This window comes from Oceanospirillum beijerinckii DSM 7166, assembly GCF_000422425.1.
In the GTDB taxonomy this organism is placed as follows: Bacteria; Pseudomonadota; Gammaproteobacteria; order Pseudomonadales; family Halomonadaceae; genus Oceanospirillum; species Oceanospirillum beijerinckii.
This window is the reverse complement of sequence record NZ_AULT01000075.1, coordinates 1-11,739: the sequence shown is the minus strand read 5'-3', so window position 1 is coordinate 11,739 and position 11,739 is coordinate 1. Positions and strand designations below refer to the sequence as shown.

At 39.8% G+C, this 11,739-nt stretch carries 11 protein-coding genes and 2 pseudogenes; 7 read left to right on the top strand and 6 right to left on the bottom strand.

All coding sequences use genetic code 11. The features are described 5' to 3' along the window. The 3 genes and pseudogenes from H579_RS26355 to H579_RS29910 form a co-directional block, all read right to left on the bottom strand. Positions 1 to 1,017 (bottom strand): flagellin N-terminal helical domain-containing protein (locus tag H579_RS26355; RefSeq protein WP_051227844.1); only part of this gene is annotated, 1,017 nt, incomplete at its 3' end. 430 nt (positions 1,018 to 1,447) lie between these two features. Further along, positions 1,448 to 1,636 (bottom strand): annotated as a pseudogene (locus tag H579_RS30150) (IS4 family transposase); the annotation flags it as partial. Further along, positions 1,611 to 1,799 (bottom strand): hypothetical protein, encoded by a 189-nt coding sequence (locus tag H579_RS29910; RefSeq protein ID WP_028301817.1) that lies wholly within the window; start codon positions 1,797 to 1,799, stop codon positions 1,611 to 1,613. The pseudogene H579_RS30150 and the gene H579_RS29910, both read right to left, overlap by 26 nt. Positions 1,800 to 2,042: 243 nt before the next feature. Here H579_RS29910 and H579_RS28730 point away from each other — a divergent pair, with 243 nt between their 5' ends. Beyond that, on the top strand, positions 2,043 to 3,470 hold the full coding sequence (locus tag H579_RS28730) for an IS4 family transposase (RefSeq protein WP_028301816.1): 1,428 nt from the start codon (positions 2,043 to 2,045) through the stop codon (positions 3,468 to 3,470). Here H579_RS28730 and H579_RS26350 read toward each other — a convergent pair. After that, positions 3,467 to 4,542: pseudogene (locus H579_RS26350) on the bottom strand (IS1380 family transposase). The gene H579_RS28730 and the pseudogene H579_RS26350 overlap by 4 nt on opposite strands. Positions 4,543 to 4,828: 286 nt before the next feature. Here H579_RS26350 and H579_RS0117895 point away from each other — a divergent pair. The 6 genes from H579_RS0117895 to H579_RS26345 are packed head-to-tail and all read left to right on the top strand — an operon-like array spanning position 4,829 to position 10,879. Next, complete coding sequence (locus tag H579_RS0117895; protein WP_028301815.1) at positions 4,829 to 5,578, top strand: AAC(3) family N-acetyltransferase; 750 nt, start codon at positions 4,829 to 4,831, stop codon at positions 5,576 to 5,578. After that, positions 5,575 to 6,495 carry a class I SAM-dependent methyltransferase gene (locus H579_RS0117890; protein ID WP_028301814.1) on the top strand — a complete coding sequence of 307 codons (921 nt, stop codon included), beginning with the start codon at positions 5,575 to 5,577 and terminating at the stop codon, positions 6,493 to 6,495. The genes H579_RS0117895 and H579_RS0117890 overlap by 4 nt, the downstream gene beginning before the upstream one ends. Beyond that, positions 6,488 to 7,678: an SDR family oxidoreductase gene (locus H579_RS0117885; protein ID WP_028301813.1), complete on the top strand. Its 1,191-nt coding sequence runs from the start codon at positions 6,488 to 6,490 to the stop codon at positions 7,676 to 7,678. The genes H579_RS0117890 and H579_RS0117885 overlap by 8 nt, the downstream gene beginning before the upstream one ends. Next, positions 7,675 to 9,381 (top strand): HAD-IIIC family phosphatase, encoded by a 1,707-nt coding sequence (locus H579_RS0117880; protein WP_028301812.1) that lies wholly within the window; start codon positions 7,675 to 7,677, stop codon positions 9,379 to 9,381. The genes H579_RS0117885 and H579_RS0117880 overlap by 4 nt, the downstream gene beginning before the upstream one ends. Beyond that, a complete protein-coding gene (locus tag H579_RS0117875; protein WP_028301811.1) occupies positions 9,371 to 9,598 on the top strand; it encodes an acyl carrier protein in 228 nt (75 codons plus the stop codon). Before H579_RS0117880 ends, H579_RS0117875 begins: the two co-directional genes overlap by 11 nt. After that, a complete protein-coding gene (locus H579_RS26345; RefSeq protein WP_211224746.1) occupies positions 9,599 to 10,879 on the top strand; it encodes a DUF4910 domain-containing protein in 1,281 nt (426 codons plus the stop codon). 414 nt (positions 10,880 to 11,293) lie between these two features. Here the strand turns inward: H579_RS26345 and H579_RS26340 are convergent, their stop codons facing one another. Both H579_RS26340 and H579_RS29500 read right to left on the bottom strand, forming a co-directional pair. Further along, complete coding sequence (locus tag H579_RS26340; RefSeq protein WP_036566661.1) at positions 11,294 to 11,548, bottom strand: transposase; 255 nt, start codon at positions 11,546 to 11,548, stop codon at positions 11,294 to 11,296. 19 nt (positions 11,549 to 11,567) lie between these two features. Next, positions 11,568 to 11,723, bottom strand: coding sequence for a transposase (locus H579_RS29500; RefSeq protein WP_245583301.1), 156 nt, complete (start codon positions 11,721 to 11,723; stop codon positions 11,568 to 11,570). Between the last annotated feature and the right edge of the window lie 16 nt (positions 11,724 to 11,739).

Genomic DNA, 11,739 nt, shown 5'->3' with positions numbered 1-11,739 from the left:
CATATCCAGCAGACTATCAGTTGCGAAGGCATTTGCTGTGTTCAACTGCGCATCAGTAAAAGCTTCGAAGTCTACGGACGCACCTGCTGTACTGTTACCAATCATATCAGCAGAAGTGATATTAATCAGATCAGCAGCAGCATTACTCAGTGCCAGAATAACAGCAATATCCCCTACAGAGCCTGCTGTCGCTGACATATCTGTAGTTAGTAAATTTGTCAGTACATCCGTATCTAACTGCAAGGCGCTATGTGTTGCTAGGTCACTGACGTTCAGATTCTCAAAATCTGCACTTGTCTGAGTACCTACAAATAAAGCATCCAGAGCAACAGAAACGATTGAAACGCCATTCTGAAGCATGTGAGCACCAACAAGTTTACCCAAAGTACCCATATCTGCTAGTGCAGATTCAACAATACCGGCAACACTTTGCGCACCACCAGTACTCAGAATCAACTGACTCATAGCACCGGTTGCTCCTTCTGCATTTAATAAATCACCAAAAAGAGATGTCAGTTTAGCATTACCGGTAGTAACAGTATCTTGCTCACCTGCCTGAGCACCGGAATGAATCTGGAAGCCCGCTTCATTAGCATCGTAATTTAAGATGCTCATAGTGCCGTATGCGGTACGCTCAGCTATATCATCATTAACACTAATAAGTTTATTAAACTCATCCCCCAAAGCTTGACGGTCTTCAGGAGACAGGGTTCTGTTACCACCTTGAACAACCAGCTGTCTCATTCGCTGGATATTGTTCGTCACTTCACTCAAAGCACCTTCGGCAATTTGAGCAATAGAAATACCATCACTAGCATTACGCGTCCCCTGCTCTAAACCAATGATTTGAGTTGTAAGCCGGTCTGATATCTGCAGGCCTGCAGCATCATCTTTCGCACTATTAATACGACTACCCGAAGATAGTTTCTCAAAAGAGCTATTCATACGGTCAGTCACATTCTGCAAGTTACGCTGACCGTTCAGTGCTGATACGTTGGTATTTACATATAAAGCCATGACTTATTTCCTTTTCCCAAACCACCAAACGAGCGGTTTTGCGTTATCTGATCAATATGCTACTTCTAGAAGCAGATCACTGGTTTGCAACACTATGCCGCTTCTCTGTTAAGGCAGATCACTCATATCGCTTCTAGCAAGTAACTTTTCTCAATCTGCTCTTATCTTTTTTTTAGCACAACCCATGCCATCTCTTTTAACTTATTGATTTTTAAAAAAAAATATTGAAGCAGGATGTTTTTTTATAAAAGCGGCAACCACTTGCCAATAATAGGAGACGGACAATTTCGGTAAAGCGGCAAAAGATGGCACTCCTACTTCCCAAGCCGCTCGCCACATTAAAGAGGCAATGAATTATCATCCAGCAGCCTGTCGGACCTTCTTGAAAGACACCTATTTTGGCTGTTTTTTGCTCTGTAGGGGACAATTCTCAGAAATAGCCTGAAGCCGCACAGATCTTCGGCTTCCTATGATAGATATGGGCAATCAGATGATTGATTGGTTGCCCTAAACCGATATTGAAGATCAGAGTGCACAAATGATCCCATCCATAACGGAATTTACTTTTTACTGGCCTCCCATGTTTCAGTATTTTAATCGGTCTCTCCTGATCCAGCAGAGATAGCCTCTGCCATCCGGCGAATCAAATCACTCTGTAAAAGAGACTGGCGTAGCAGAAGCGCACCAAAATCAGAGGAAAGTTCACCACCGTTGAAGTCAGCGCGAATAGTTTTACCGTTGGCAGGGTGAAAACGGAGCTGTTCTTGTGTACATTGAGGCATGGCAAGTTCCGGTTTGCTTTTTCCGAAGCATTTTTTTGGTCGACCCAATCATATCAATGACTTGGGCGGAACTTGCCTTCTTTTATGAAATATCCGGGCTAAGACTTTCAAAGAGCAGGAAGACATAAGCAGAGACACTGCTGTCCGGTTTAAAAAAACGGAAGGGGCTGGAGAGCTTAACCTCTGGGGATTACGGTAAAATAGCAGTTGTCGAGACAGCATTTTACCAACCCAGAGGCCAGCGTGAAGCATACTAACATCATATGGTTCTTCGACGTTGCGTGTGGATTTGATTTACGGGCTGACTATTTGCTCAGCTCGGAATCAAGGCAGATTCTGCCCCGTCTCTCTGCCACGCTTCACACTCAGTTTCCGCAACTCTCGGGCTCAGGCAAGGACTACTCGGGCTTTCAGCCCTGTGTTCCTCCAGGCCTGCTTCCTCTCTTATGTGGAGAACTGGCTTTGCGAGGCGACGATGACGGGCAGATACATTTCAATAAATCCACACCTAACGTCGAGGAGCCCATCATATTCCATCAACTTCTAAAATCACTGCCCCGCCAACGCTTTCAAGATGTCGTAGATCGTCATCAAGGAGATAAGCGAATCAGAACGCTCTCCTGCTGGGATCAATTGGTCGCCCTATTATTTGCCCAGCTCACCGGACGTCAGTCTCTGCGTGATTTAGTGGATTGCTTTAACAGCCAGAAAAACTGCCATTATCACCTGGGAACCCGCACTATCAGTCGTTCCTCTTTATCTGATGCAAACAAAAATCGACCCTCCGAAATTTTTTTGGAAACGTTCTACTACCTACTGGAACAAGTTCGTGAACAATTACCAAACAAAGCGGCAAATGAAATGGTGCGGTTAATTGACTCCACCACCATTGACCTGAATTTGAATCAATACGAGTGGGCAAAGTTTCGCTCTACAAAAGGAGGGATCAAACTTCATACCGTTTATGATCCTAATGCAGAGACCCCCGTTTTCTTTCAGATGACCGATGCCAAAGTCCATGATTGTAAAGCGCTCAATAGCTTGCCAATCCTGCCAGGGATCACATATGTCGTAGATAGGGCTTACGATGACTACAGCTGGTATTACGGGCTGGATCAGCAGAATTCAATATTTGTGGGGCGTATGAAATCGAGCGCATGTTATGAAGTCATTGAGACTTTGAAGGCTACAGGGAATGGTATTCTGAGCGATGAAATTATCCGATTGACATCAGATAAGGCACGTAAAACCTGTCCAATTTCTCTGCGAAGAGTGACGTTTTTACGAGAAGAGGATCAGAAGGTTCTGGTCTTTATCACCAATGATATGGCCCGAACAGCAGAAGAAATTGCAGCGCTGTATAAGCAGCGCTGGCAAATTGAACTGTTCTTCAAATGGATAAAACAAAACCTGAAAATCAAACGTTTCATTGGACGCAATGAGAATGCGGTATGGATACAGATATTAGTGGCGATGATTGCGTATCTGTTGTTAAAGAGGGCTCAACAATCAAGTTTTTCCTCGTTATCGCTACAACAGATAAATCGCTTGGTCAGTGTCAATATCACGAGTAGACGATCACTGATAGATCTTCTCCACCCTGATTCAGCTGGGTATTCATCACCTCCAGAAGCCCCCGATCAGCTGTCAATGGAACTGGTTTATATTTAACCGGACAGCAGTGAAGCAGAGAGTAATAATCCCCACTGATTTGTCCACCAATGCTTACTTGACGTGCGTTTACCGAATAAGTCGAGTTGCTGGTCTTTGAGTCGGCTTTCCATCTCTCCACGGGTGCAATATCCAGTTGATAAAGGTCGGTTGCTTCACCTTTAAACGTCGTTAACAAGAAGCGAGGATTTGCTCCTTTATCCGTTATTTCGAGCTTTGCAATGACCTTACGGGGACACTGCCAAGAGCTCGCTTGATATAGAAAATCCCAGTATTCACGGGGCTGACCGGTTTCCTTCAGTTCACGTTTAAGCTGCTTATTTCGGGTAATGCCGATAATACAGCCCACCTTATATCGCTCGCAATACTTCAGAATAGACTGGCGACAAAAGCCTCTATCTCCCCGAAAAATGATCTGAACATCAAGCCAGTGTTGACGAAGGAAGCTCACCAATAGCCGTAAAATAGCCGCGCAGTGGTAAGCACCATCTTTATAGCTGGACCTTAAATAGGTCACGAGAGGAAAGCGGCCAGCAAAGACATAGAGCGATAAATAGCAGTAATGATCATAGTAACCGTGAAAGAATTGTTCCGGTTGATCGCTATGAACCGGGATATCTGACGCGTCAAAATCGAGAATAATCTGTTTGGGCGGTGCCGAGAAAGATTTCACAAATTGCAGCCATAAAAGCTGATGTGCTTTAACGCAGCTTTGGCGTTGCACATGAGCCTCCATCCTGTGCAGCGTAGGAGAACTGGCTAAAGGTTGATCCTTATCCAATACGGTTTGCAACGCATAATCATGACGAAGCAGGTCATGATCATTGAGGTCTTCATAACCGGCAGCAATCGCCATTAAACGCTGTTGTATCATGCTTTTTAGATCGTGCTGAGTGTGGCTTTGCCTTCTGGGATCATCAAAGTATTCGGCGAGTTGGCCGGAAAGCTTAAGTGTTTTATCGATTTCTCCGAGGAGAAGTAGGCCTGAATCGGATGATATATGCCCGCCAGAAAATTGAGCTTGAAGAATGCGCTTTTTAAGGGATGAAAACTGCAAAGAGTGTGGTAGCATTTTGTCCTCGGCTGAAGTCTTTGGGATATTGTCTAGATACCAATAACCATAAGGCTTTCAGCCGTTTTTGTTTAGTCCTTAAATGAAATATCCGGGCTAATGCATCGTTATGCTTTAAGGATGACAGAGAGAGCGCTTAAACAGTGAAGACTTCTGATTAAAGGGGCTCTACAATCTGATCATAAACTTTATAAATAAGTCAGCCTGATAAATCCATTTGGAAGCTATGTAGGCTGCGTGCATAGTGATAAGGTTTAATCTATATCTGGCCATTATTGGATGCTATATGAATATATTAGAATTTAGTTCAATGTTTAAAGATAAACCGGTTGCTTTACATATTAATCCGGTTGGCTTGCTTCGTGTAGGAAGAACAAACGATGTTAGGTTTTCCAGATTTAATGATCTTTTGTGTCAAGTCGAGTCTTTAGGTGGTAATATTGCTATTCCAGTATATTCATATTCATATGCTAAGAGAGAAACCTATACTATAGATGATACTCCATCTGATCTTGATGTAGTCAGTGAGTTCTTGAGGGTGCAGAATAAACCCAGAAGAACGAGTGATGGTAATTTTTCATATTTATTATTTGGTAAAAATTTCTCAAAAAGGCATTTTGAAATTAATACTGATTACGCTTCCTTTGGTTCTGGCTCGCTGATAGAAGAAATATATGAAAAAAATGGTTATCTGGGAGCTATCGGCGGTGTCATAGAGTATTTTACTGAAATTCACTATATTGAGTGGCTACTGAACATAGATTACAGGTTTGATAAAAACTTTACAGGTCAAACAGTAGATTTAAATGGTCGGCGCACTGAAACTAATTTGATATATTTCTGTAGAGATCTTAGTGCCGATTATTCAGTATCCTTTGTGCGCCTAAAACAAGATATAAAAAAAGCAGGTCTTGTAAAAAAAATAAAGCTAGAAAACCCAAAGCTGTCAATTGAGATAGTTAGCTTTAAAGAGCTGCACCACTTTGTAGAGAAAAAGCTTCAAGAAGATAAAAAATATTTGTGGAGTATTTTATGAGAAATATTAAATATTTATTGAGCTATATAGACCTAAAAATGCCTCTTCACAAGAAGAAAATTGATATTATTCTGGCTAATAAAGATATATTCTTTATACAAGAGCTTGAATCTTTTCTAGCAGACTACTCACGTTATTTAGAGGCTAATAATCTCAGCATAGATTATGGACTGGATGCGTATATAAAAATGGTTAAAGACATGATTAAATGTCAGATTAAATTCATGCGCACTGGTAATTACCCAGTATCAAATTTAAGCAATACTATTGCCGATGTTTACAACAATAAAGAAGCAATGCTATCTTACATGATAGGTTTGGCTTTGTCACAGTATCTATGGGAAAGTCATTATAAAATACTGCAACACTTTAGAACGGCGCTTATAGATAATAAAGAAAATATTAAAAAATATATAGAAATAGGTCCAGGGCATGGGTTGTTTCTAAGACATGCTATTACTAACTTAGATCCTGGAGTAGACTTTGTTACTGTCGATATATCAAGAACCTCGTTGGAAATTTCAAAATCCATTATCGAACATGCTGTACCTGATAAGGAAGTGCGATATATTAATAAGGATATATTAAGTCTGGAAAATGATCAGCAGTATGATTTTATTCTAATGGGTGAGGTGCTTGAGCATGTTGAGCAGCCTGAGCTATTACTTAGAAAAATTCATGATTCAATGGCTACAAATGGTAAGGCTTTCTTATCTACGTGTGTAAACTGCCCTGCTATTGATCACCTTTATCACTTTAAAAGTGTAGATGATATCAGATCACTATTTAATGACTGTGGCTTGGAAATCGAGTCAGAAACAGTTGTTCCTGTTGAGAATCTTCCTATGGAAGAGATTGTTAAGAAAAAAATTACGATCAACTATAGTGCACTAGTTAATAGGAAGAAATATGACTAGTAAATATGAAGCGATCTCTATTGGTGATTCGAAAGAAATATCTCATACGATTAAAAAAGAGGATATCGAACGCTTTGTAGAACTGAGCGGTGATGATAACAGGCTACATATTGATAGAGAGTTTGCAAGTAGAACCCCTTTCAAGAAGCCTGTTGTTCATGGGATGTTAGGTGTTTCATTTATCTCTACCATTATTGGTACCAAAATCCCTGGTGACGGGGCTTTATGGTATTCTCAGAGCTTAGAATTTTTATTACCTGTCAGGGTAGGCGATAGACTGACGATTACAGCAACTGTTATAAAGAAAAATGACCGTCAAAGAAGCATTGAACTTAAAACGGATATATTTAATCAGGATAAGCAAAAAGTAACCACCGGTGTTGCTAAGGTCAAAATAATAGAAGAAGAAACCGAGCCCCTGGAGGAGCCAGTTGAGCTTGAGAAAGTTGCTTTGGTTGCAGGCGCTACAGGTGGGGTGGGCACTGAGACTGCCAGGGTACTCGCCAGCGAAGGGTATACCTTAATACTGCATTATCACTCTAATAAAGATAAAGTGGACTCAATAAAGACGGAGCTGGAAGCAGAATACCAAGGTATTAAGATTGTTATTGTAAAAGCAGATCTTACTTGCAAAGAGGATGTTACGGAAATGTTTTTCCAGATTAAAAGGCGTTTTTCCTATCTGACGGCAGTAGTGAATGCCTCCGTTGCAAAATTTGGCAATGTTAAGTTTCGTGAGTTGTCTTGGGCTGATATAGAAAAACAGCTTGATGCTAATATCAAATTATCTTTCTATTTGGTCAAAGAGTCCATTCCTATGATGTCAGATCATGGTTATGGAAAGATTGTATTTATAACTACGCAAGCGATTGAACAATACAATAGTGAGTGGCTGCATTATATTACGGCGAAATCTGCTTTGGATGGTTTTGCTAAGTCGTTAGCAGTAGAGTTATCACCGGTTGGTATACGGGTGAATTGTGTCTCTCCTAGTATGATAGATACTGATCTTACTGCGAACATACCTGAGAGAACAAAGCTTGTGACAATATCTAATACACCGTTGAAAAGGCTTGCTCGAACTTCAGACGTGGCACATGCTGTGAGTTACTTGATTTCAGAGAAATCTGACTTCATTACAGGGGAAACAATCAGAGTCAATGGTGGTCAGGTAATGCTATGAAAAACCTTAAGTATAGAGAAATTATTAAAAAAAATAGAGACCTTGAGCCACTAGTAGAAAACAATTGTTACAGGATAGCAATACTATCCAATATCGTTATACATCAAGCAAAAGATATTTGTGAATACGCTTTGAGAGATCAAGGGGTGGGTGCCCTTGTTACTTTGGGTGAGTATGATAACATTGTACAGGATAGTTTTAAATACACTGACAAAAATGCTGTAGTAATATTTTGGGAATTATGTAATCTAGTCGATGGGCTTCAGTACAAGTATAGAAACTTTAACTCTGAAGCAGTCGATTCTCTTATTGAAAAAGTTAGACAAGAGATTGATTTAGTCCTGAACAACTTATCTGATATAAGTGTTGTTGTTTTTAATAAGTTCTCTAGCCTTATTTTTAATGATATACAGCTTCATGCCAATCAGCTTGATCGCATATGTCAGCAATTAAATAATCATCTAGAAAAACATAAAAACAAGAATCTTTATTTGGTTGATATCAATAAAATCATTTCGAGAGTTTCAGTGGATGGTGCCACAGATATGAGATACTTTCTTTCATCAAAAGCACTCTATACCATTGATATGTATAAAGAGTATTTTTCTCGCATAGCTCCTATTGTTCTAAGTAATAGTGGAAAAACAAAAAAAGCTATTATACTGGATTGTGATAATACACTTTGGTCTGGAGTATTAGGTGAAACAGGTTTTGAAAATATTGAGATGTTCGAGGAAATACAGCAGCTCGCTGTTTCATTAGCATCCAGAGGGGTTATTGTTTGCCTTTGTAGTAAAAACAATCCTGAAGATGTCGATGAAGTGCTAAAGCATCACAGTGATATGGTTCTAAGAGACGAGCATATCATTATTAAAATGGTGAACTGGAAGAATAAAGCTTCAAATATTCGTGCTATAGCAGATATGTTAAATATTGGTTTAGATAGTTTGGTCTTTGTTGATGACTCGGATTTTGAAGTGTCTCTAATTAAGAATGAACTTCCTATGGTCACTACATTTAAAGTGCCAAATAAAAGGCATGAATATTCAAGGCTTATAAAATATATTGAAGAAGTATTTTACGCTCCATTTGAGACGATAGAGGATAAGAATAAGATTAGTATTTATAAGGAGCAAATCAAACGTCAGAGTGCAAAGGAAGATAGTTTAAGCATAGAAGATTACTTAAGATCTCTAGGGTTGACCATTTATGTCGAAATTAATCAAGTGGATCATATTGCTCGTTATTCTCAGATGACGCAAAAAACAAATCAGTTTAATTTAACGACAAAAAGATATTCGGAGAGAGATATTGAGATTTTTATGCAGTCTGATAATAAGAGTGTGATATCGATATCTGTTAGTGATAAATTTGGTGATAGCGGTATTACCGGTTTATGTATTTTAGAGTTCTCCGATAGCAGTGCATTTATTGATACTTTTTTGATGAGTTGTAGGGTTTTGGGCAGAAATATTGAGCTTAAGTTTATTGATGTAATTGTCGACTTTGTACGTAAAAGTAATATTTCGGTATTGAAATCTCGCTATACCAAGACATTAAAAAATGATCAGGTTTCGGACCTATTTGAGAAACTAGGCTTTGATTTACACAGCATTGATGACAAAGGGAAAAATTATTTGCTTAATGTAGATAATTATTTTTTTAAAAACATTGATTATATTGAGGTGTGTTATGAGAGATAAGATAATAGCCATTATTGCAGATGTATTGGAAGTGGAAGCCAGTGATTTATCAGAACAATCGTCTCCAAGTTCTATCGAAAGCTGGGATTCCTTAAAGCATATGAATATTATTCTTGCTCTTGAAGAAGAATTTGATGTTGAACTGGATGATGAAGAAATTACTGATATGAACTCCATTGCACTTATTATTCTGATCCTTTCTGAAAAGCTGGGCTAGATGATGGTTGGTGATCAGATTTATGAGCTCTGTAAAGAGCTCTTTCCTATAAATAGAAGCCTGACGGGTGATGGAGTAAGGGAAACTCTTTCAATTCTTAGACGAGAGCTTCCTGGTCTTAATATAATGAGCATGCCTTCAGGCTCTCGTTGCTTTGACTGGACCGTACCTAAAGAGTGGAATGTTAGAGAGGCATATATTGTTTGCCCTAATGGGGAAAAAATATGTGATTTTTCTCTCAATAATTTGCATCTTGTTGGTTACTCTATACCGATACATGAAACAGTTGATCTGGAAGTACTACAAGAGCATCTTCATTCTCTTCCCGAACTGCCAGACGCGATCCCCTATGTAACTTCATACTATAAGGAGAAGTGGGGCTTTTGCATTTCTCAGCAAGAGCGTGACAGGCTAAAGCCTGGTAGCTATACCGTACATATCGATAGCAAACTAGAGGATGGAGAGCTGAACTATGCTGAACTCTTAATTAAAGGTGATAGCGATGAGGAGATTTTTCTATCTAGCTACATTTGTCATCCTTCAATGGGGAATAATGAGCTCTCTGGTCCGACGGTGCTAACATACTTGACCAAGTATATAATGTCTATGGCGAATAGGCGCTATTCTTATCGAATTGTTTTCATTCCTGAAACTATAGGTTCTATAGTCTATCTAAGTAAAAACCTGGTGGTCATGAAAGAACGAATCGTCGCAGGTTTCAATCTTTCATGTGTTGGCGATAATAACGCTTACTCATTCTTACCATCTAGAAATGAGAATACGTTGGCAGATAGAGTTGCTCTTCATGTTCTACAACATTTTGTCGATGAGTTTGTTGAGTACTCATTTGCAGATGATAGAGGAAGTGATGAGCGTCAGTATTGCGCCCCAGGAATTGACCTGCCCGTTTGCTCTATTATGAGGAGCAAGTATGCTGAATATGACGAATATCATACTTCTTTAGATAATCTTGATTTTATAAGTGCGGAGGGGCTTGATGGCGCATACCAAGCCTATGTTAAGGTGTTTGATGTTTTAGAGTCAAACTTCACATATAAGATAAATGTATTGTGTGAACCTCAGCTTGGTAGTCGAGGTCTTTACCCTCAAGAAAGCACAAAAGATACTTGGGGAATAGTAAAGAACATGATGAATATATGTGCTTACGCAGATGGAACAAAGGATTTAGTGGCTATTGCTGACAAGATAAGTATTCCTGCCTGGGACTTGATTGATATAGTGTCAAAGTTTAAAAAGAGCAAACTTTTGGAGAAAGTATAGCTTGGATTCAAGTAATAAGTGCAATCTAATTTACTAGCCCGGATGTTTCATAAACAAGTGGTAGCCTGTCATTTTCAGGCTCCACTCTCACCTTGATCATCCGTCGCACTTTATAAGTGCTAAATCCAGACTTTTTCCTGCTTTAGTAGCCCCTTTTTACACCTGTACCGCATATAAAGGCGAGCGTCTTCCTCAGAACACCTTTAATCTGATATCTATGGCTTACCCTTTTCTTTTGAACTGAGTTAACTCGGTTTAGGCCGTAGCGATGTATAAAAAAACTCTGTCACATCTCGTAAAAGCTCTTTAAACGGACTGCTGCTCGGAAGATGTAATTTGATCCTATCCTTATATTCAACCACTTTGACTGCAACCTTGCAGAGGGTCGCTATTACCCTTGATGGCTGAGCTTTCTCAAGGAATTGCACTTATTATCCGAAACCGCGGCTCTTCAAGCTCTTTTCGTTCGGCCAAATTAAGCGCAGCCTGACTAGAAGTGGCTTTGGGCTCATGGCCTTTTTCAGCACGAACCCAGCGACTAAGAGCACTCAGGGAAACCCCTAGGCTATCAGCGGCATGCTGGATCGTATATCCCTTTTCAAGAACGAGTTTGACGGCGTCTTGCTTGAATTCAAGGGTATAATTAGGTCTTTTTTGCTTCTTTGTCATGATCACCTCTAAGAGCATTTTACAAAATGCCTTCCGAAGTGTCCGGTAGCATTAGACCACTACAAAAAGCTTTTGACATATCGCAGACGACTTCTGCTATTTGCTCCGGTTGTCCTTCATGCTCCTTTAAGAAGCCGCTGAAGGCTTTAACAGTGGCTTTACCACGCCCCGGCACTGCAAAGATGACTGGT

Excerpts from the sequence above, each read along its gene's own strand:
- H579_RS29910 (WP_028301817.1), bottom strand. The coding sequence starts at position 1,799 with ATGCCTCAATGTACACAAGAACAGCTCCGTTTTCACCCTGCCAACGGT.
- H579_RS0117895 (WP_028301815.1), top strand. The coding sequence starts at position 4,829 with ATGAATATATTAGAATTTAGTTCAATGTTTAAAGATAAACCGGTTGCT.
- H579_RS0117890 (WP_028301814.1), top strand. The coding sequence starts at position 5,575 with ATGAGAAATATTAAATATTTATTGAGCTATATAGACCTAAAAATGCCT.
- H579_RS0117885 (WP_028301813.1), top strand. The coding sequence starts at position 6,488 with ATGACTAGTAAATATGAAGCGATCTCTATTGGTGATTCGAAAGAAATA.
- H579_RS0117880 (WP_028301812.1), top strand. The coding sequence starts at position 7,675 with ATGAAAAACCTTAAGTATAGAGAAATTATTAAAAAAAATAGAGACCTT.
- H579_RS0117875 (WP_028301811.1), top strand. The coding sequence starts at position 9,371 with ATGAGAGATAAGATAATAGCCATTATTGCAGATGTATTGGAAGTGGAA.
- H579_RS26345 (WP_211224746.1), top strand. The coding sequence starts at position 9,599 with ATGATGGTTGGTGATCAGATTTATGAGCTCTGTAAAGAGCTCTTTCCT.
- H579_RS26340 (WP_036566661.1), bottom strand. The coding sequence starts at position 11,548 with ATGACAAAGAAGCAAAAAAGACCTAATTATACCCTTGAATTCAAGCAA.